This is a genomic window from Psychrobacter sp. AOP31-B2-9 (assembly GCF_052378005.1).
In the GTDB taxonomy this organism is placed as follows: Bacteria; Pseudomonadota; Gammaproteobacteria; order Pseudomonadales; family Moraxellaceae; genus Psychrobacter.
The window spans coordinates 1-20,391 of record NZ_JBQSXG010000055.1; the positions used below are offsets into that span (position 1 = coordinate 1).

Annotated in this window: 18 protein-coding genes; 6 read left to right on the forward strand and 12 right to left on the reverse strand. The window is 42.8% G+C overall.

Annotated elements, in window-relative coordinates; genetic code table 11:
- Positions 1 to 116 precede the first annotated feature (116 nt).
- On the forward strand, positions 117 to 1,331 hold the full coding sequence (locus ACT3SX_RS08045; RefSeq protein ID WP_442069698.1) for an IS256 family transposase: 1,215 nt from the start codon (positions 117 to 119) through the stop codon (positions 1,329 to 1,331).
- A gap of 177 nt (positions 1,332 to 1,508) precedes the next feature.
- On the opposite strand, the gene ACT3SX_RS08050 is transcribed toward ACT3SX_RS08045, so the two are convergent.
- From ACT3SX_RS08050 to ACT3SX_RS08095, 10 genes are all read right to left on the reverse strand, one after another.
- Positions 1,509 to 3,062: an esterase/lipase family protein gene (locus ACT3SX_RS08050; protein ID WP_226945101.1), complete on the reverse strand. Its 1,554-nt coding sequence runs from the start codon at positions 3,060 to 3,062 to the stop codon at positions 1,509 to 1,511.
- A 253-nt stretch (positions 3,063 to 3,315) separates the two neighbouring features.
- Positions 3,316 to 5,448 carry a PhoX family protein gene (locus ACT3SX_RS08055; protein WP_226945103.1) on the reverse strand — a complete coding sequence of 711 codons (2,133 nt, stop codon included), beginning with the start codon at positions 5,446 to 5,448 and terminating at the stop codon, positions 3,316 to 3,318.
- Between the two features lie 423 nt (positions 5,449 to 5,871).
- A complete protein-coding gene (locus ACT3SX_RS08060; protein WP_192992141.1) occupies positions 5,872 to 6,525 on the reverse strand; it encodes a fumarylacetoacetate hydrolase family protein in 654 nt (217 codons plus the stop codon).
- 110 nt (positions 6,526 to 6,635) lie between these two features.
- Positions 6,636 to 7,361, reverse strand: a complete 726-nt coding sequence (locus ACT3SX_RS08065) for an ABC transporter permease (protein WP_192992140.1) — start codon at positions 7,359 to 7,361, stop codon at positions 6,636 to 6,638.
- Positions 7,362 to 7,373: 12 nt separating this feature from the next.
- Positions 7,374 to 8,108 (reverse strand): ABC transporter permease, encoded by a 735-nt coding sequence (locus tag ACT3SX_RS08070; protein ID WP_192992139.1) that lies wholly within the window; start codon positions 8,106 to 8,108, stop codon positions 7,374 to 7,376.
- 453 nt (positions 8,109 to 8,561) lie between these two features.
- Complete coding sequence (locus tag ACT3SX_RS08075; RefSeq protein WP_192992144.1) at positions 8,562 to 9,386, reverse strand: ABC transporter substrate-binding protein; 825 nt, start codon at positions 9,384 to 9,386, stop codon at positions 8,562 to 8,564.
- A gap of 185 nt (positions 9,387 to 9,571) precedes the next feature.
- Positions 9,572 to 10,462 carry a transporter substrate-binding domain-containing protein gene (locus ACT3SX_RS08080; protein ID WP_192992138.1) on the reverse strand — a complete coding sequence of 297 codons (891 nt, stop codon included), beginning with the start codon at positions 10,460 to 10,462 and terminating at the stop codon, positions 9,572 to 9,574.
- A 48-nt stretch (positions 10,463 to 10,510) separates the two neighbouring features.
- Positions 10,511 to 11,311 (reverse strand): transporter substrate-binding domain-containing protein, encoded by an 801-nt coding sequence (locus tag ACT3SX_RS08085; protein WP_192992137.1) that lies wholly within the window; start codon positions 11,309 to 11,311, stop codon positions 10,511 to 10,513.
- Positions 11,312 to 11,829: 518 nt separating this feature from the next.
- On the reverse strand, positions 11,830 to 12,627 hold the full coding sequence (locus ACT3SX_RS08090) for an ABC transporter ATP-binding protein (RefSeq protein WP_192520501.1): 798 nt from the start codon (positions 12,625 to 12,627) through the stop codon (positions 11,830 to 11,832).
- A gap of 483 nt (positions 12,628 to 13,110) precedes the next feature.
- Positions 13,111 to 13,422, reverse strand: coding sequence for a hypothetical protein (locus tag ACT3SX_RS08095; protein WP_192992136.1), 312 nt, complete (start codon positions 13,420 to 13,422; stop codon positions 13,111 to 13,113).
- Positions 13,423 to 13,876: 454 nt separating this feature from the next.
- Between ACT3SX_RS08095 and ACT3SX_RS08100 the strand changes: the two genes are divergently transcribed.
- From ACT3SX_RS08100 to ACT3SX_RS08120, 5 genes are all read left to right on the forward strand, one after another.
- Positions 13,877 to 15,169: a glutamate-5-semialdehyde dehydrogenase gene (locus ACT3SX_RS08100; RefSeq protein WP_192992135.1), complete on the forward strand. Its 1,293-nt coding sequence runs from the start codon at positions 13,877 to 13,879 to the stop codon at positions 15,167 to 15,169.
- A gap of 185 nt (positions 15,170 to 15,354) precedes the next feature.
- Positions 15,355 to 16,119 carry a ribonuclease domain-containing protein gene (locus tag ACT3SX_RS08105; protein WP_192992134.1) on the forward strand — a complete coding sequence of 255 codons (765 nt, stop codon included), beginning with the start codon at positions 15,355 to 15,357 and terminating at the stop codon, positions 16,117 to 16,119.
- Position 16,120: 1 nt separating this feature from the next.
- Positions 16,121 to 16,501 carry a barstar family protein gene (locus ACT3SX_RS08110; protein ID WP_192992133.1) on the forward strand — a complete coding sequence of 127 codons (381 nt, stop codon included), beginning with the start codon at positions 16,121 to 16,123 and terminating at the stop codon, positions 16,499 to 16,501.
- 89 nt (positions 16,502 to 16,590) lie between these two features.
- The gene (gene gltS / locus ACT3SX_RS08115; RefSeq protein ID WP_442069700.1) at positions 16,591 to 17,865 is read left to right on the forward strand and encodes a sodium/glutamate symporter; all 1,275 of its coding nucleotides are present in this window, start codon (positions 16,591 to 16,593) and stop codon (positions 17,863 to 17,865) included.
- Between the two features lie 198 nt (positions 17,866 to 18,063).
- Positions 18,064 to 18,762: a ZIP family metal transporter gene (locus tag ACT3SX_RS08120; RefSeq protein ID WP_192520463.1), complete on the forward strand. Its 699-nt coding sequence runs from the start codon at positions 18,064 to 18,066 to the stop codon at positions 18,760 to 18,762.
- Positions 18,763 to 18,992: 230 nt separating this feature from the next.
- Here the strand turns inward: ACT3SX_RS08120 and ACT3SX_RS08125 are convergent, their stop codons facing one another.
- Both ACT3SX_RS08125 and ACT3SX_RS08130 read right to left on the reverse strand, forming a co-directional pair.
- Positions 18,993 to 19,739, reverse strand: coding sequence for a type 1 glutamine amidotransferase (locus ACT3SX_RS08125; protein ID WP_192520462.1), 747 nt, complete (start codon positions 19,737 to 19,739; stop codon positions 18,993 to 18,995).
- Positions 19,740 to 19,976: 237 nt separating this feature from the next.
- A partial coding sequence (locus ACT3SX_RS08130) for an alanine:cation symporter family protein (protein WP_444753220.1) occupies positions 19,977 to 20,391 on the reverse strand: 415 nt, incomplete at its 5' end.

Here is a 20,391-nt window from a genome sequence, read left to right on the forward strand (position 1 = left end):
AATTGATGAGGATATAAAGTTTGTGAAAGGTAAACATGGGTTTTGATTGCTAGTATATATGGGAGTTTCCTAAAAAGTGTGTAACTGCTTATAATCCAATAACAGGAGAATAAGCAATGACTACTCAATCTGACATTAAAAAACTGGCTGAGCAAATGGCTGGTAGCATGAAAAGCTTTGATGACATCAAAGACTTCCAGAAGCAGCTCATGCAATCTTTTATCGACACTGCCCTTGAAGCTGAGATGGAAGACCATCTCGGCTACCCCAAGCATGAAAAGGCAGACAAGCCAAATAAGCGCAATGGGCACACTAAAAAGACAGTTCGCAGTGACACAGGCGATCTTGAAATCTCCACCCCAAGAGACCGTAATGGTGACTTTGAACCTGCGTTAGTGCGTAAGCATCAAAGTCGTATCTCAGGCCTTGATGACAAGATCATATTCCTTTACGCCAAAGGTCAAACCACCACCGAGATTGTAGAGAGCATCAAAGAGCTCTACGATGTAGATATCTCAAGTACATTGGTTTCAAGAGTCACCGATAATATCTTAGACGACATCACCGCTTGGCAGAACCGACCACTGAGCAGCGTCTATCCTATCGTCTATTTGGACTGCATCGTCGTCAAGGTGCGCCAAGACAAACAAATCATCAACAAGGCTATCTACCTGGCACTAGGTGTTGCTCTTAACGGTAAGAAAGAGCTGCTTGGTATGTGGCTATCAGAGAATGAGGGCGCTAAGTTCTGGCTTGGTGTACTCACTGAACTACAAAATCGCGGAGTGCAAGATATCCTCATTGCCTGTGTCGATGGTCTAAAAGGCTTCCCTGATGCTATCAATACCGTTTATCCCAAAGCCAAGGTTCAGCTGTGTATCGTACACATGGTGCGTTACTCCATGAAATTTGTACCATGGACGGATAAAAAGGCAGTAGCGGCTGATTTAAAGGCTATCTATGGCGCTGATACGCTTGAGATAGCAGAGGCCAACCTTGAGTACTTTGATGAGGTGTGGGGTGATAAGTACCCGCACGTGGTCAAGTCTTGGCGCAGCAATTGGGAGGGCTTAACGGTGTTCTTCGAGTATCCTAAAGACATTAGAAAAGCGATTTATACCACCAATGCGATAGAGTCGCTAAACAGTGTTATCCGTACGGCGGTGAATAAGCGTAAGGTATTCCCCTCTGATCAAGCCGCATTCAAGGTGGTGTACTTAGCCACTCAGCAGGCATCCAAAAAATGGTCGATGCCAATCCGTAACTGGACGTCTGCTCTTAATCGCTTTATGATAATGTTTGATGATCGTATCAGTAAGCATTTAATCTAAATGGCAGTTACACAGAATTCGGGATGGTCTCGTATATATATACTTAGCTATTAATGTAGATAGCCCGAAAAAAACTTAAAATTCTTTAAAACACCAGAAATTTAATTAGCCGATATGCTACTCGTCCTCTCAATTAAATATAGTCACATTTATGAATTGAATTCGAAACATACCTATCTATCCCGCCACACCCCAACTTCTAGGATAAGAATATATCCGATCTTCACCCGTATAGTCGCGCTGACCATTACCCACTAACCACGCGACCACTTGCTCACGCACCCTTCTACTATGAATTAAATTGATATGGCTCACACCATAAAACACCGCTTTATGACCATCTGGCACAAACAGCGCATGCTCACTATCATCTTCACCCAGCGCAGAAGCTACCGATACCAAACCATCACCCAACATATCTGTCATCTTCGACTCATAATGCGTCTCGACCAGAGCACTCGCCGCAAAGTAGGTTTTGATGCCACTCGGCAAACCTGTAGGATGACGAAAGTCTTGTGGTAGCACACTACGTCCCTCTAACGACTTCCAATCAACGTCTCGAATACTGCCATGACGCAGATCAATAATACCAGCGCTGCGCATATCCCCAAGCTTGGCAAGTGAACCAGCAAATGGTAATTTTCCGATGATTTCTTGCACATAATTGCCAATACGCTCTAGCACGGCGCCGTGATGTGGCGAGCCTAAGGTGATGAGGTTACCGACACGTTTCACCCAATCCAAATGATCTTGCTCACCATAAAACAGCGCGCTACGTGAGACCAAACCGCCCATACTGTGACCAACCAAATCTATCTGACTGATATGAGGGTTACGGTCGACCAAACCTTGTAACATTTGACAGAATTGTCGGCCGCTGTGAGAGATACGACGTCCTGTATTGTAATCGAGGTATAGCACAGTGGTATCTGGTTGACTGCGTTTGATTGCATCACCTAAGCCATCGCCCTCTTGCGATTGCCAGCTCAAATAGCTCATGCACAGACCGTGGCATAAGATGACAACACGTCCTGATAGCTCTTTTTGTACTGACTGCTCCTTCTGTATTGATAGCTCTTCTTGTCCTAACGGGACTTCGCACTGCGGTGTGCCTTCGCTATCGTATAGCATCATTGGCACAGCCAGTGGATTTTTATTATTAACGAGATGATCACCCATGACACCGTTAAGTACATTGACGAGTTTTTTTAATGAATCAGGCAGGGGCTGAACTTGTTTTTGCATAACAATGCGTTGATAGACTCTTAACACTGATGCCAGATTACTACCTACCATCAGCATGACCTGACGTATCGTGCCATAAATACGCCCAGTAATACCGCGTTGCCAATTGTTGATATGATTTTTATTGAAACGGCCCAAAGGACGCAAAATTACTTCGCGATGGATAGCCTCTACAATATCGGTCACCTCCACCACACCCGTAGTCGCCAGCTGTGCCAACCCTTCAAAAAATTCAGCCAAAGCAACTGGCTTCACCGTCGTTTTATGACCATCATCTGCCAATAGTTTCACCAGCTCATCCACATCGATGGCTTCCAGTTGATCTATCTGCTCATACACATCGCTGTGTGCTGGCATATCAGTCTCTGAGGCAAAATGCGCTTCAAGCTCATGACGCACACAAGCATTACTACCAGTACTTCCATGACTTATATGGTCATCATGACAACCATCCGGACTATTCATCACGTTGTTTATAACACTCATTGTATTGGCACATTTAGCAAAGAGGTAAGTTTCTATACTAGTCTTTAAACAGCATAAATAGAAGAAAATCATTGAGTTTTGAATTGTATTTATTGTTAGGAAATATTGTTGGAAAGGATTGATAGGCAGTTGATGTTACTTGTCTTTTTTTAATACTGAATCTAAAAAAATCCCAAGCCATTGCTTGAGATTTTTTATTAATGAATAAGTCAAGCTTACATCACTATCATTCGTTCTATATAGCGTCAATAATTTACGAGAACGACTCTGCTAATATCACATCACCATCATTTTTGGTGATCATTACCGTAGCAGATCGTGGTGTGCTACCGCCTTTGACGGCACCCCAAGCATTACCAGGATGCTGAATGTTGATAAACAAGGTTTTAAAATCTGGTGTCATAGTGATACCTGTCACTTCGCAACCTTCAGGGCCGACAAAGAAACGCTTGAGATTGTCATCAGTCGCGGCCAAGCCTAGGCGAGTATCCTGCCCTGTCGAAGCTATTTTAACTGACCCATCATTAACCTTACCTGGCAGTGCAGCTAGAACCATACAATTAGTGGTATCTGTATACGCGCCGTCATCCGTCTGAATCCACAATACGCCGCGCGGGTCAAAAAACAAACCATCTGGAGAAGACAAATCATTATTGGCATTCAATCCTGATAGGTTTTCTGCAGACTTATCACTAGGTGAAGCAAATAGGTAAATGTCCCATTCAAAACTGGTGGCGGCATGGTCGCCATTGGTTTCAGCCCAGCGGATAATATGACCATTATCATTACCAGCAGCTTTACCATCCACGTCATAACTGCGCGGGTTACTGGCTGAAACAGGCTGATCGTCATCGACACCGCGGTTTTTATTATTGGTCAAGGTTACATACACTTCACCAGTAACGGGGCTGACCGATACCCATTCAGGACGATCCATCTTCGTGGCACTCAGCACATCAGCAGCTGCACGCGCAAATACTAATACGTCATCTTGACCATTAAATGGTAGCACGCTGTTGGTATTATCTAATCCGTTTTGACCATAAACCAATGGCTGCCATGTGCCACTGCCATCTTCGTTAAAGATTGCAACATATAGCGTCCCTTCGTTCATGTATTTGTCACCCGCTTTTAGGCCGCCACCGATATCGCTTTTTGACCACTTGGCTTTAGATACGAACTTATAAATATACTCACCGCGTGAGTCATCCCCCATGTAAAACACAACAGGGCGACCTTGCTTAACAGGCGCAAACGCACAGTTCTCATGAGCGAAACGACCCAATGCTGTACGTTTTCGCGGCATGGCGTTTTTATCAAATGGGTCAATTTCAGTGATATAACCAAAGGTATTGAACGCATTACGATAGTCATCCATAGCCGTTTTACCTGCGACGGTCATATTCCAACGCGCAAATTCATCAGTCATGGTAGCGTCTGCTGCTTTGGGTGTGTGCCACAAATAACCCCAAGTAGCATGATCTTCTTTTGCACCATAACGCTCACGGCCATAATTCTGAGCTGCGCTTAGCTGGCTGGCATCTTTACCGCGAGCGAATACGCCCAAAAAGTTTTCTTCAGTCGTCAAATATGTACCCCAAGGCGACAACCCTGCCCCGCAGTTATTATTGATGCCACGCGTTTTCATACCAGTGGGGTCAAATTTAGTCTTGACCAAATCAGAGCCAGCCACAGGGCCTGTTAGTTGTGAGGTTGTGCTGCTGGTGATACGGCGATTGTATTTAGAGTCGCGTACCATCTCATAACCCTTGCCGCTGTCTCGGCGTTTCATCTCAACCACAGAAACCCCATGACAGTTGACCTCACGGCGCACGTCAGTGGCTCGGCGAACTTCTTGAAAAATAGGCTCGGCGCTGCTGTCTTTTTTCACATCGTAGCCAAATGGACTTAATTCAGCGCTGTTTACGTATTCATGATTCATGACCAACAGCCCACTTTCAGAGGCTTTGACATCGTAGTTGTTACCTGTTTTGCCAAAAAACCACATACCATCGTGGTTATCACCCATACGCCAATCAAATGATTCAGCAGATTGTTCGCGATTGTCTTTCCAATCTGCGATGCCTGACATAAGCGGCGTACCCAGTGGCAATATCATTTCTGCCTTGTAGCCATCTGCCACGCTCATTTCTGCTGCGGTCGAATGCGCCACGGCAGTAAATTTCAAGGTTTCTGGGCGGCTTCGATCGCCGTGTGCTGGCACAGCGGCATCATCACCATTACGAACCGTCATGGTGCTATTGGCGTCTTTAGTATGACCAACCAATGGCAAGGCACCAAAAAAGGCGGCAGCGGTTAATCCTGTGCCACCTTTTAATAAACTACGACGATTCAAGCGACGACTGATAATGGTTTGAAAATCCATATTATTGGTAGGATTAGAATCTTCTACAACTTCATGAGCCAAATTTTGCTTGTTATTTATTTGCTCATTATTGATTTGCTTGTTGTTTGCTTGCTTATTATTTAATAGGGTCATTATCAGTCACCTTGCTATTCGGCTGGATTGTCATAAAAAACATCATGGCATTGCTATTAACAGCGCCAAAAAAATATGAAGTAGCCGCTATCCTACTTAGCATTCATGACAATATGTTGAACGTTAGATGACGGTTTAATGACACAGATTTAATGACACAGGTTTGACAGCCTAGGTCTGATAGCACAGATTTGATAATAGGTTTTGATGGTAAGACTTCACTGATGATAGAAAACAAAAAATCCCAAGTCATGACTTGGGATTTTTTATAGCAGAGGTGTATTGAAAAGTTGCGTTTTAAAGGAGTAGTTATTCTACTACTGCTTGCCACTCATGCTCGCCTAACTTTAGTTTTAATCGGTCACCTGCGTGCAATATACCAACACCGCTTGGCGTACCCGTCATAATCACATCACCTGCTTGCAAGCTAAACGCATGGCTGATTTCGACCAGTAACTCATATACCGGAAACAGCATCAAAGCACTGTCACCATCTTGTGTTAGCGTATCGTTAATATACAATTGATACTCTACGTTGCTAAAATCACCAAAGGCTTGTGGGTCGACCCAATCTGCTAACACACAGGCACCATCAAAACACTTTGCACGCTCCCATGGTTGACCTTTTTCTTTAAGCTTGCTTTGCAGATCGCGTAGAGTCAAATCTAACCCAAGTGTTACACCACCAATCGCTTGCTTAGCCTGCTCAATAGTAGCAGCACGCAAATCTGTAGATAACTGAATACACAGCTCTGCCTCATAGTGTGTATCACCATAGGTTTCAGAGTTTGGACGTAGAACGGTTTGGTTGGTCGAGTGGTGAGCAATAGTCACCACTGATGAGGCAGGTTTCATAAAAAGTATGGGGGTTTTAGGTACTTCGTTACCCAATTCGTGGGCATGCGCGGCATAGTTTCGTCCAACGCAAACCACTTTACCAATCGCAGTAGATGACTGACTCATAATAAGCTCTCACAATAATTATTATTATTGACAGTTATAAGCCTTTCATACAAAGATATCAATAGCCATTACGTGCAAAAACACAGTAAATATAGAGTTCACTATAACCACTACGGAATGGTTCGGGTGGTGACATCTGGTGGCACATAAGTCATGTAGCGATTAAGCTTTCTTTCAAACAATCTAAAGCTGAATAAAATCACCCATGACAACAGAAGATACACAATACCAGCAGCAAAGAACAGCTCCATCAAGGTATAGGTGCGCGCACTAATCGTACGTGCGACACCTGTGATATCCATCAAGGCAATAGTGGAAGCCAAGGCACTACCTTTTAGCATAAAGATAACTTCATTACTGTAGGCTGGAATCACGATACCAAAGGCGCGAGGCAAGGTAATGCGTGTAAGCTTTTGCCATTTTGACATACCAATTGCATCAGCTGCTTCAAGCTCGCCAACAGGAATGTTCTGAATCGCACCACGAATGATTTCTGCCAAATAAGCACTGGTATTTAGCGTGAAGGCAATAATGGCACACCAATACGCTTGGCTAAGCACAGGCTCCCACAGAAACGACTCACGCACAGCCTCAAACTGACCCAAGCCGTAATAAATCAGGAATATCTGTACCAGTAGCGGCGTACCACGAAAAAAGAAAATATAAAGAAACGGAAGTACTTGTACTAGCCAATTTTTGGATAGGCGTAGCAATGCTAAGATCAAACCGAAAAACAGTCCGATAATGCCTGAAATCACAACCAGCTGTACAGTCAGTACTGCACCACCTAGTAAGTCAGGGATATGGTCAAAAATGACCTGCCAATTCCAATCCATAGTAGCTCTCCTCTATCCTATGGTCGATTGACGGTGAGTTGACTGACGGCTCAGCTGTTTAGCATAGCGTGCTGCTGGATTGGCACGCCATTCAAGCCACATCATAAAGCCAGTAATCAACATGGTCAGACCCAAATAAATAATCGCGGCGGCCATATAAAAGGTAAACGGCTGCTGCGTTGACTGCGCGGCACGTGAGGACTGATACATAATATCTTTGAGACCCACGACTGAGACCAACGCCGTATCTTTGAGCAACACCAAAAATAAATTGCCCAATCCTGGCAACGCAATCTGCCATACTTGCGGCAAAGTGATGCGATAAAACGTCTGAAATGGACGCATACCAATCGCTTGCGCTGCTTCACCCTGTCCTATCGGTATCTCTTGAATGGACATGCGAAAAATTTCAGTCGCATAAGCACCAAAAGCGATAGACAGCGCCATGACGCCACCCCAAAAGGCACTAATCTCAACATATTCGTTATAGCCGAATTTTTTGAGAATGGTCATCAGCAGCATTGATCCACCGTAGTAGATAAACAGCACTAGCAGCAACTCAGGAATACCGCGCATGGTGGCTGTATATACCGTCGCAAGCTTACGTAGCAGCCAGACATTAGACAGCTTGGCAGTGGCACCGAGCAACCCCAAAGCCATACCAATGATTAAACTGGTTACAGCGAGCTTGATGGTGACGGTAGCGCCGCTTAGTAATAGCGCGCCAAATCCTTGTAAATCAAACACAATTATCCACTCAGTCTCTTTATATTAGCAATTTGCAAAATATGAGTTAAAAGAATCAGCATCAATGGCTGAACGCTGCTAACAATTGTATTTTATACCAAATCAGGTATAAGCACTTTGCATCATATATCGATGTCAGAGAGATACAATCATTGCAACTAAAATTGACACAGTAGAAATGAGCGCTGATTTTATCATATTCGCTGCAAACTATGTTAATACTCACATGTAAAGGCAGCACCTAAATAGGCTCTTATCGTCTAAAAAAAAGACATAACTAGGCATCATTTCGCAAACTACACAGTCAACATTAGCAGTAGCAAACTATTTTTTAGAAAAATAAAAAAAGGGTATCACCATGATGGTCATACCCTTTTTACTGATTAAACTATCTCAAAAGCCAACTCATTAAATGCGATTGCTCTAACGGTTGCTTTACTACATCACCGATAATTACTCAACAGAATCTGCTGTCGTAGCCGTCTCAGTAGCTTCTGTAGCACTAGCTTCTGGTATCCCAAAATACTTTTGATTGATCTCATCATAAGTACCATCAGCTTTGATATTAGCCAATGCTTGGTTAATCTTCGTTTGCAACTCATCGCCTGGACGTACCGCAATGGCAAAGTTGTCATTGATATCAATCTCTTCACCTTTGAGCGCATACTGACTGCCTGACGTTGAGCCAAGCCACTCTAGTGCTGGCAACTTATCAGATACCATCGCATCAACACGGTTGGAACCCAAATCCAAAAACGCATTACTCAGCGTATCATAAAGCTTCATATTAGCGTCTGGGTAAGTCTCCTCAAACCATTGCGAAGAAATGGTTGAGCGTTGCGCCGCAATAGAGTTTGTATTGATATCATTACTATTACTGGGATCAAAACTGCTGTCTTTTTTGGCTAAAAAAACCAACGTATTGCTAAAGTACGGCTCTGTAAAGCTGACTTGTTGCTCACGCTCAGGGGTCACAGACATAGCGGCGACGATAGCATCATATTTACCTGCTTTTAGACCGGGAATGATACCGTCCCAATCTTGTGCAATAATCTCACAAGTCATTTGCATATCATCACAGATAGCGTTGGCAATATCTATATCAAAACCACCAAGCGTGCCATCGGCATTGGTATAGTTAAAAGGCGCATAAGCACCTTCAGTACCAATACGCAACACTTCACCTGCGGTGTCTGCCTCAGTAGCAGTTTGATTGACATTATCATGAGCATCATCTTGACCGTTGCTACAGCCAGCTAACGCCAAAAGCATGGTCATCGTCACAAAAGGTACTGAAAATCGTCGTGCCTTGATATTGCTGATGGCTGATGCGTTCGAGATAGCATTGTGTTGGTCAAATTGCTTATTCATGATCATCCTTGATGATTTGTTTATCAGATAGTACTCATCCCTGTTCATCAAAAACCATAAAACAGAGATGAGCAATGTAAAGCGCAGCAATATTAATTTGTTGCTTGCTCTTCCTCAGTAACCATCACATCGGTGTCCTCAATAGCCACTGCTTCTTGCGCTGCAGCTGTTGAGCTAGTACCAAAATAGCTGCCCGTGATTTGATCATAAGTACCATTGTCTTTTAGCTCAGCCAATGCTGTATTAAATTTAGCGACTAATGGATCACCTTTACGGAATGCAATACCCATCGCATCATCATCGGTGCTGATCTCATCACCTTTGATTTCGTATTCTTGACCTGCTTCAGTTTTTAACCAATCAACGCCTACCACTTTGTCAGACATAAGCGCGCGCACACGACCTGATGTCAGATCTAGATAGGCATTGTCTTGAGTATCATAAAGCTTGATATCAGCATCGTCATGCTCGTTTTGCAGATACTGCGATGAAACAGTTGAACGCTGTGATGCAATTGGCTGACCTGCTAGCTCATCGACACTAATATCATCACCTTTTTTACCGATTAAGATAATACCACTGTGAAAATATGGGTCACTAAAATCGACCACTTCTTTGCGCTCAGGTGTGATAGACATACCAGCAATGGCTGCATCAAATTTTTGTGCATTTAGACCTGGGATCAGTCCATCCCAATCTTGAGAGATAACTTCACATTTTGCATTCATCTCTTCACATAAGGCGTTAACCAGTTCAATCTCATAACCAATTAAATTACCCTCAGCATCGGTATAACTAAAAGGCTTAAAGCTTGATTCTGTCGCAATTTTAAGATCCAAAGGCGCTTCACTAGCGGTATCAGCTTCTGCACTTTCTGTTGGTGCTGAGCTATTGTTACAACCAGCCAGCATAAGCATTGCTGCGCTAAGCGGTGCTAGCCACAATGCTTTTTTGCCCATTGATGATGTCATTGAAATTGTCATTTTTACTATCCTTTACTATATTGGTTTATATTCTCTAGACACACAACTTTATTGGCCAAAATTGGCTTGTTCTAAACGCGCTAACTCACCGTTACTACGGATTTCGCTAAGCGCTTTATCAAACTCTGCTTTGAGTGCATCATCTTTGCGGACAGCAATGGCAATATTGTCATCGTTATCAATTTCATCACCGACGATACCAAAGCCTTCTGAGTTATCTACTAACCATGATTTTGCAGAGACTTTTTCAGCCAATACCGCATCACTACGACCAGATTTCAGGTCTAAATAAGCGTTGTCATAGTTATCATATAATTGAACGGTATTGCCGTCTTTACCTTCATAGTTATCTTGTAGATAAGCCCCAGGCGTGGTTGAGCGTTGACCACCAAGCGTTACGTTTTCAATCGCCATAGGATCAAAGCCACCATTGGTATCTGTCAGCCATACCATGGTATTCGCAAAATATGGTTCGCTAAAATCTACTTTTTCTTGACGCTCTGCCGTAATCGACATACCAGCGATAACAGCGTCGTACTTCTGCGCTAATAGACCTGGAATAATACCGTCCCAATCTTGAGCCACAATTTCACATTTGGCTTGCATTTGATCACATAAAGCATTGGCAACATCGATATCAAAGCCAGCCAAACTGCCATCAGCATTGGTATAGTTAAAAGGAGGGTAAGCACCTTCGGTTGCAATACGAATGGTCTTGCCAGCCGTTTCTGCTGCAGGGGCATCAGCACTGGTATCGGCAGTTTCATTGGCAGGTTGACTACAAGCACTCAACATCAATGCTGCGGTAACGGTCATTGACGACCACAATAGGCGAGAATTCGACATCATACATTCCTTAAATTCTAATGGGTTTTACATAAGTTTTTGACAGGATTTTCTGACTTAGGGTTCTGATATTTTGTTCTCTGACGTCCCTGCCAGACAAGCAATATAGATAGCAGAATAGATAGACAGGCAGCCGTTATTATTGACCACCTATGAACCTTTCGATAATACCTGAGTAGAATATCAAAAACAAACGTTTTGCATACGGACTGTTATTATTGAGTAATAAATGGTTTACGATATTTACGTAACAGTAATTTTCGTAGCCAACATGACAACAGGATGATAAACGCTTTACCACCCTATTGTTTGAATAGATGCATTGGATAGGCTAAATATTTATAGACATAGATACTTATAGACACAAATATTTGTAGACACAGATATTTATAGACATAGGTACTTATAAACCAAGTATTCGCAGGCTAGGTATTTATAGGTTAAATACTCATAAACACGCATTATTAATCGTTAAAATATTTTAAGACAGTGGTTACTTAATACCTAGTTTGGATTAATACCTAGTTTGGACGATGTGACGCCATAAAGTCTTTAACACGCTCGGAGGTAGGATTGTCAAAGACTTGTTCAGGAGTGCCAATTTCTTCAATAACGCCTTGATGTAAGAACACCACCTTACTTGATACTTCACGGGCAAAACGCATCTCATGCGTGACAATAAGCATGGTTCGACCCTCTTCTGCTAGCTCACGCATGACTGCGAGCACTTCGTTGACCAATTCAGGATCTAGAGCAGAGGTTGGTTCGTCGAACAATAGCACTTGCGGCTGCATAGCAAGGGCACGAGCAATAGCAACACGCTGACGTTGACCACCTGACAAGTTCGCTGGGTAAGCGTCCTTCTTATCAAGCAGGCCCACTTTATCAAGCAGTTTTTCAGCATCGCTAATGGCTTGGGCTTTTTTAATTTTTAAGACCTGCGTGGGCCCTTCGATAATATTTTGCAAAATCGTTTTGTGTGGCCATAGGTTAAAGTTTTGAAAGACAAATCCCACGCGCGCACGTAAGCTTTCTAATTGCTTCGTATCTGCTGCTTGTAGTTCGCCTGACTTAGCAGGCTTTAGCATCAGTTCGTCATCACCAATGATGATACGGCCTTGGTTAGGCTGTTCAAGCAGATTAATACAACGCAACAAGGTTGATTTACCTGAGCCAGATGAGCCCAAAATCGAGATAACATCACCATCGTATGCGGTCAGGGAGACCCCTTTTAGCACTGCCAATGAGCCATAGCTTTTATGGATGTCTTGTAAATCTAAGGCGATAGGCCGAGTCGGATTTTTTTCAATATCAGGCATGGTTTAGCAGACTTCCAATAAATATGAATGAAAACACGAATAAAAATGCGGTATAACACATAAGCGGCAACTCAGCTTATATAGTCAAACAAAGCAACATATTGTCTCTTATTCCACAGTAAAAAGGCAAACCCTGTGTTTAACCAGTAAGCCAATCAGTCATCAACTATGCATCACTAGGGCATGTCTTCATTTCAAAAATGGTGATAAAAATGAGATAAATTGCCGTCAAACAAGAAAAATAACGCAGATAATATCAGGATATTAACCAATTATTTGACGATGTTTGGCAAGATTTAGCCCATTTAGATGACTATCAGGTGAATTGAAGACACGCCCTAAGTAGTTGACATAAAAAAGCCCAGACCGCATTTACAGCGCTGAGCCTTATTTTATCACTTTAGCGAACGAGGCGTTACCTTATCTGTTTAAAGCATGTTTGTTGGTAACAACTTAGTCAGTCGATTAGCCAGTCGAGACGTGTTAGTAAGTCGAGACATGCTCTTCACTCTCGGTACCGTCTAGCATTTCTGTATCATCTGCAGTCGCTACTGCAACATCATCGTTTTCGCCCACTGCCATATCCTCATCAGCACTAGCAATCGCTATATCATCAGCATTACTGGCAGTAGCCTCTTCTTCTACCGCTGTTTGTGCATCAGCTGTTGGCTCAGTTTCCATAGGTGCCTCATCTTTACCACAGGCACTCAATGCCAACGTCGCCGCAACTAAGCCAATCACTAGCCAGCTTTTAGGCATCCCGTCTTTTTTGATATAATTATTTAAAATAGTCATTTTAATACTCCGTCCATCGTAATTATTTATACTTTTAAAAGTTATGCTCTTGAAAGCTATACCTCTAAAAGTTTTAACCTTAAACTCACTATACTAACGATTGGTCGTGACTACCTTAGTACTTACAACGCATTTCTGTTGAAAGCATGTAATGATGTATTTGTTTTTTCGCCGAGATTTAACAAACGATAGGTCATGACCGTACTCGAACAAAATCAGTAAAGCAGCATAAAACAATGCTCATATATACCTTATAAAACAAATGCTGTTCACAAAATCAACTTTACTATCGACCTCATCTGCTCTATGTTAAATAGCATAATGCCCTATCGCTATCTAAGTAGGCGTTCAAAACTTCTTTTTTTGCGACATTTTCGCCTTTTAGGTACTTTTACCTATATAAAATTGGGCGCCTTTATTTATAGAAACCTGTATTACATAAGGAAAGTAATTTATGAGTCAATTGGATATTACGACCTATATGCAGTCTGTCGGCAAGCAAGCAAGAGCTGCTTCTCGCACACTCGCTGCGGCCAACACTGGTGATAAGAACTCGGCACTCATGTCCATTCATGATGAGCTAGTCAATGCCAAACAAGACATTTTGGCTGCCAATAAAATCGACATGGAAAACGGTCAAAACAACAACCTTGATAGCGCACTCCTTGATCGCCTTGAATTAAATGAAGCGCGATTCAGCGGTATGCTCCAAGGACTTAAAGACGTTGCTGGTCTTCCTGATCCTATTGGTGAAGTGACTGACATGACCTATCGCCCATCTGGTATTCACTTGGGTAAAATGCGTGTACCACTGGGTGTGGTCGGTATGATTTATGAGTCACGTCCTAACGTAACACTAGAGGCGGCATCATTGGCGCTTAAATCAGGTAACGCCATTATCTTACGCGGTGGTTCTGAGGCCTTTGAATCTAATCAAGCCATTGCCAAATGTATCAAACAAGGGCTTAGTCATACAGATCTGTCTGAACATAGCGTACAAGTGCTACAGACAACCGATCGTGCGGCCGTAGGCGAGCTCATTACCATGACTGAATATGTCGATGTTATCGTGCCACGTGGCGGTAAAGGTCTGATTGCACGTATCAGTAATGATGCCAAAGTCCCTGTCATCAAGCATCTAGATGGTAACTGCCATACCTTTATCGATAGTGATGCAGATGCTGAGATTGCCATCAAAGTCAGCGTCAATGCCAAAACGCATCGCTACGGTACTTGTAATACAATGGAAACTTTATTAGTAGATGAAACGGTTTCGGAGATGTTACTGCCACAAATTGCAGAAGCTATTGTAGACGCAGATGATGCCATGCAACTACGCCTTGATGACAAATCACAAGCTATTCTAAATCAAAATGCTAAACTTGAAGGTCATCTATCAGCTGCAACCTCTGATGATTGGGATACCGAATACCTAGCGCCTATCCTAGCGATAAAAATAGTGGCAGGGATTGACGAAGCCATCGAACATATCAATACGCATGGTAGTCATCATACCGACGTCATCATTACGGATAACTATACCAAGTCACAACGTTTTATTCGTGAAGTGGATTCAGCGAGTGTAATGATTAATGCTTCTAGCCGTTTTGCTGATGGTTTTGAATATGGTCTCGGCGCTGAGATTGGTATCTCAACGGACAAAATCCATGCGCGTGGCCCTGTCGGGCTAGAAGGTCTGACCTCACAAAAATGGATCGTCTATGGTCATGGCGAGACGCGCGCTTAACTTATAGCGTATTGACTCAACTTAGCACTTATCTGCTGACTTACCGTATAATTCACAGACAGCATAATCCACAAAAAACGTCAGCTCGATTGCTGACGTTTTTTTATTAGAGATGAATATGTTATATAAGCGGCGCAACCGTAATTTTGCACCATAACACAAACATGCGATAGGACAGTAGGCTCATGCAGAGTGGCAGAATCAAACATTGGAATAAAGACAAGGGCTATGGCTTTATTGACGTAGACAACCAAAGTGAAGACGTGTTTTTTCATATCAGTACCGTACGATTATCACAGCCCATCGCAGAGGGACAATCCGTTTACTTTAATAGCAAACGTAATGAAAAAAAACAATTGCGCGCAACAGAAGTGACGTCTACTAACCTCAGTCTTCAAGACAGTGTTGAAAACAGTAATGAAACGAGCCTTCCTAAGCATCACTCGAATAACAATAATACAAGCACACAAAATACGCATAACAACCGAAATACTCGCCAGCACAATAGCAATCGAAACAAAAAAAGCCCACTATCTACTTTATTTAGCCTCATCGCTATTATCGCAGTCGCGTTTTATTTCTTTGATGATATAAAGTCGACTGCCTTTTCGGATAGCGCAGCGCCCACCGCTATATCTCAAAATTCATCAGGCGGCTCAAATTCAGCGCCAGCCTCTTCCGTCACGGGTGACGCACAAATAGATAAGACCATCATGCTGATCAAGCAAGGTGGGCCATTTCCTTATCCCAATAAAGATGGCACCAGCTTTTACAACCGAGAAGGTAGGCTACCTGCCCAGTCTCAAGGCTACTATCGCGAATACACCGTACCCATTCCTGGCGTATCACACCGCGGTGCAAGGCGTATCGTCACTGGTGGCAATCCACCGACGGTCTATTACTTAACCGTTGACCATTATGACAGCTTCAAAAAATTGGACGTAAAATAATATGAGCCAAGCCATTCACTACCTTAATCAAAACTGCAACCAACATAACGAACAAGACAGTAACCAAAACGGTACAGCACTAAACGCTAGCGTTCCAACACAGGCTGTTAACATAGTCATCGATGACATACTGAACAAGACAACACTATTAACAAGTTTAGGATACGCCTGTGATTTTCCTAGCTACTATTCACACAACTGGGACAGTGCATGGGATTGCTTAACAGACAGCGATGTTACCGACTTAACGTTAGATCTAACAGCTATCAAAAAAATAGATACAGAAGATTTTAATACCTTCAAAAGTATCATCGAAGATGCTTATAGAGATTTTGGCCAGCCAACGTTATGGGTGATCATGCCATCTACAAATAACACTTAGTCGATCATCATTAGACAAACCTGAATTCGAGATAAAGCCATATTTATCTCAAATTCAGGTTAATTTATTTTTATAGAAAGGATTAACCCATGGAAATTACCCTAAATGGTTATTACACCCTAATCTTTGCCACCTTGGTGCTATTGCTTGGACGATTTTTGGTCAAAAAAGTTAAATTTTTAGAAGATTTTAATATTCCAGAGCCAGTAGCAGGTGGCTTGATTGCTGCGGTTATCGTGTATGCCCTTAACTTTTTTTGGGGCTACAGCTTTAATTTTCACCAAGGGTTACAGACAGCTACTATGCTGATGTTCTTTGCCTCTATCGGTCTGAGTGCTGATTTTGGTCGACTAAAAGCAGGTGGCACACCCCTACTGATATTCACTATTGTGGTGTCGGTATTTATTATATTGCAAGATGCCGTCGGCGTAACCATGGCTAGCGCATTAGGACTTGATCCATTGCTCGGACTCGTCACAGGCTCTATCGCATTAACTGGCGGTCACGGTACAGCTGGTGCATGGGGTGCTGTCTTAGAGCAAGAATATGGTGTGGTTGGTGCAACGACACTAGGTATCGCCGTGGCTACTTATGGTTTGGTCGCAGGTGGTATCGTTGGTGGTCCTGTTGCGCGCAGATTAATCAATAAACTTGGGTTAAAACCTGCACCCGCTAATATGAATCCAAGCGACGTCGAAAAACTCGCTGGAGAACAATCCCTATACAGTACCAAACACAGCGAAAACGATGACAGTGGTACTCAGGAAATGTTTGAAAAACCTGATAACATTCGTCTGATTACCGCCTCATCAACTATCGAGACCTTAGCGCTGTTTGCAGGTGCATTAGCATTTGCTGATTTGATGACATTGGTTGCCGAAGGTACGTCGTTTGAGTTACCTACTTTTGTATGGGCGCTAGCAGGCGGTGTGATTCTACGTAACTCATTAACCATGATTTTTAATTTTGACATGTTTGATCGTGCTATTGACGTGATTGGTAATGCATCATTGAGTCTGTTTTTGGCGATGGCACTGTTATCATTGAAACTGTGGGAACTAACAGACTTGGCAGGCCCTGTACTCATAATATTACTGGTACAGACGTTTGTGATGATTCTATACGTTTATTTCATCACCTTCAAAGTCATGGGTAAAAACTACGACGCTGCGGTGCTATCAGCTGGTCATTGCGGTTTTGGTATGGGTGCAACGCCGACTGCGATTGCCAATATGCAGGCGGTCACTGATCGCTATCTGCCCTCGCCTAAAGCGTTCCTAATCGTACCGATGGTAGGTGCTTTCTTTGTTGATATCGTCAATGCGACGGTATTGCAGATATTTACGAAACTGCCGTTTATGTAATATCAAATTATGTAAAGATTGATGACTTGCTTTAGCAGTCGTACCAAACCCTAACCTATATGGTTGGGGTTTTCTTTTGTATGTTGACTGACTAAAGGTGATAGTCGCGCAAGTGAGATTCAGCTGTTACGCAACCTATAATGAGATAAAAACGATTCACTGTTATCAATACAGTAGTCAAAGGAGTTAAATCATATCATGTTGATATTTGCAGTAATTATCGTCGTATCAGGCGCGCTTATTATTGGTGCGCTTTGGGGGCTGTACGGTCGTCTACCTGGCTGGCTAGAAGGCAACTTACTAGCAGTAGCAGGCGGTGCCCTGATGATATCGGTGGTTATTGAGCTGGTCCAACCCGCTGTCACTGATAGTGGCCTTTGGATAACAGCTGCTTTTACGTTATTAGGTGCTTTGGTGTTTGCTGGTGTGGATTATTTGCTTGATGAAAAGTTAAATGCCGACGGTGGATCAGGACTATTAGCGGCTATTACCTTAGACGGCGTACCAGAAAACCTAGCGTTAGGCGTAGCACTGATTAGCGGAAACGTCATGCAGGTAGCAGCACTGGCTGGCTCTATATTACTGTCTAATTTGCCAGAAGCAGCAGGCGGGGCAAAGGAGATGCGTAACAATGGCGTCAGTAATAAAAAGGTGCTGATGCTATGGATCGGTGCGGCTGCTTTATTATCAGTGGCCGCTATTTTGGGGAAAGTCTTACTAAAAGATGCCGATGATGCCACTATTAGTGCTATCAATAGCTTTGCTGCAGGCGCCGTCATTGCCTCGCTAGCGACTGAGGTTTTTCCTACTGCTTTTAAACGCAGTAATCATTGGGCTGGTATCAGTACAACCATAGGTCTTATATTGGCGCTGGCTTTAAATCAGCTTGGTGGCTGATATCACAGATGTACTTGATAAGGTGCTTTGACACCTTGACACATTATCAAAATAAACACGTGGTCACCGATTACATATTGGTCTCATTAGAAAACAAAAACCGCCTAGCAAACGCCAAGCGGTTTTTATTCAGCTCAATTAAGTCATACAGCTAATATTTAACAGTTTAGATTCTTTTCTGAAAATTTTAGTATTTTCTTTGATACCTGACTGCTATCGTCTACAAACCATTAATCATATTTCACTAAATTATCTAGCATTGTAGACAGCCATGCATTGTTATCTGCGATATGCGTGTCCCCTAGCATGATGATTTCATCACCCGCCTGAATGGTGTGAGGATATTCAGCAATAGCATCTTGTATGTAGTCCTGTCCATGCATCACCATATCTACCATACTTTTTTTAGTGACTTCAAAATGACATTGCCACCCAAGTACCCATGTACCTAACGCTTTATGTTTTGGGGTTTGATAGATAAAACCTTGATTGGCCCAAGCGTTTGATTCTGCAATTGCAGTCGCACCTTGAGGACACTCAAAACCATCGCCATGCCAATGAAAAACTGTAAATTCATGCTTTGGTAAATCTTCTAGTAGCTGATGCTCTAGCCCCTCTTTGGTCAATTGGATGGGTAGCCAACCAACCTCTTTTACACCTGAAGGAGCAACCTTTGCTCCCAAGCTATCTGCTATTAACTGCGCCCCCAAACAAACACCGACGACTGTTTTTCCTTGTTCAATGCTTTTTTTAATAAAGGCTTTCTCATCGGCTAGCCACTGAAAGTCAACTTCATCATGGATGCTCATTGGCCCACCCATAATCACCAACCAATCAAAACTGTCTTGAGAAGGTAATGGATCGTTTTCATAAAAACGCGTGACAGTAACGCTATAACCTTGACTGTCTGCCCAATGCTCAATATGACTGAGCGCTTCGAAATCAACATGGTACAGTGCATGAATACGTAGTGTCATCAAACCATCCTTTTACTAATGCCTATGTTAATCCACCGCTTAATAAGCACAGGCTAAGTGATATGGGCTTAAGCTTACTGGTTTTTTCGTAAACTGGCAATATTGCACAAACAGCTTCTACCTAAATGAATAGCTATCTAACAAACAACGAGTGCTAGCTATCAAAAAGCCCGCCAAGATTAGTCTTGACGGGCTTTGTTAATTATCAAATTATAATACAGTATTCAATCAAACCCATTATTTATACTTTTTAATTTCGCCACTTTTCACACGAGCAACGAAAGAATTAACCTCTTTTTTCACAACTGGCATTAAGAAGTACAAACCGATGATGTTAAAGATGGCCATCGCAAATAAAGCTGCATCTGAGAAGTCGATAACAAAGCTAAACTGTACGATGGTACCGATAATAACGAAGACCAAAAAGATAAGTTTGTATATCATTTCGCCAGCTTTACCTTCACCGAACAGGTAGGTCCAAGCCTTTAGGCCATAATATGACCATGAGATCATCGTTGAAAAGGCGAACATTATTACAGCGATGGCTAAGAAGTACTGAAAAATTGGCGCTGTTTGCATAAAGGCGGCACGGGTTAGATCCACACCAGTAATAGCTTGCGTTTGCAAGTTTGCGGCAGTGTTTACCCCAGAG

What these genes read in the sequence shown, in the direction of transcription:
- ACT3SX_RS08045 (WP_442069698.1), top strand. Translation starts at nt 117, where the DNA reads ATGACTACTCAATCTGACATTAAAAAACTGGCTGAGCAAATGGCTGGT.
- ACT3SX_RS08050 (WP_226945101.1), bottom strand. Translation starts at nt 3,062, where the DNA reads ATGAGTGTTATAAACAACGTGATGAATAGTCCGGATGGTTGTCATGAT.
- ACT3SX_RS08055 (WP_226945103.1), bottom strand. Translation starts at nt 5,448, where the DNA reads ATGGATTTTCAAACCATTATCAGTCGTCGCTTGAATCGTCGTAGTTTA.
- ACT3SX_RS08060 (WP_192992141.1), bottom strand. Translation starts at nt 6,525, where the DNA reads ATGAGTCAGTCATCTACTGCGATTGGTAAAGTGGTTTGCGTTGGACGA.
- ACT3SX_RS08065 (WP_192992140.1), bottom strand. Translation starts at nt 7,361, where the DNA reads ATGGATTGGAATTGGCAGGTCATTTTTGACCATATCCCTGACTTACTA.
- ACT3SX_RS08075 (WP_192992144.1), bottom strand. Translation starts at nt 9,386, where the DNA reads ATGACCATGCTTTTGGCGTTAGCTGGCTGTAGCAACGGTCAAGATGAT.
- ACT3SX_RS08080 (WP_192992138.1), bottom strand. Translation starts at nt 10,462, where the DNA reads ATGACAATTTCAATGACATCATCAATGGGCAAAAAAGCATTGTGGCTA.
- ACT3SX_RS08085 (WP_192992137.1), bottom strand. Translation starts at nt 11,311, where the DNA reads ATGATGTCGAATTCTCGCCTATTGTGGTCGTCAATGACCGTTACCGCA.
- ACT3SX_RS08090 (WP_192520501.1), bottom strand. Translation starts at nt 12,627, where the DNA reads ATGCCTGATATTGAAAAAAATCCGACTCGGCCTATCGCCTTAGATTTA.
- ACT3SX_RS08095 (WP_192992136.1), bottom strand. Translation starts at nt 13,422, where the DNA reads ATGACTATTTTAAATAATTATATCAAAAAAGACGGGATGCCTAAAAGC.
- ACT3SX_RS08100 (WP_192992135.1), top strand. Translation starts at nt 13,877, where the DNA reads ATGAGTCAATTGGATATTACGACCTATATGCAGTCTGTCGGCAAGCAA.
- ACT3SX_RS08105 (WP_192992134.1), top strand. Translation starts at nt 15,355, where the DNA reads ATGCAGAGTGGCAGAATCAAACATTGGAATAAAGACAAGGGCTATGGC.
- ACT3SX_RS08110 (WP_192992133.1), top strand. Translation starts at nt 16,121, where the DNA reads ATGAGCCAAGCCATTCACTACCTTAATCAAAACTGCAACCAACATAAC.
- gltS (WP_442069700.1), top strand. Translation starts at nt 16,591, where the DNA reads ATGGAAATTACCCTAAATGGTTATTACACCCTAATCTTTGCCACCTTG.
- ACT3SX_RS08120 (WP_192520463.1), top strand. Translation starts at nt 18,064, where the DNA reads ATGTTGATATTTGCAGTAATTATCGTCGTATCAGGCGCGCTTATTATT.
- ACT3SX_RS08125 (WP_192520462.1), bottom strand. Translation starts at nt 19,739, where the DNA reads ATGACACTACGTATTCATGCACTGTACCATGTTGATTTCGAAGCGCTC.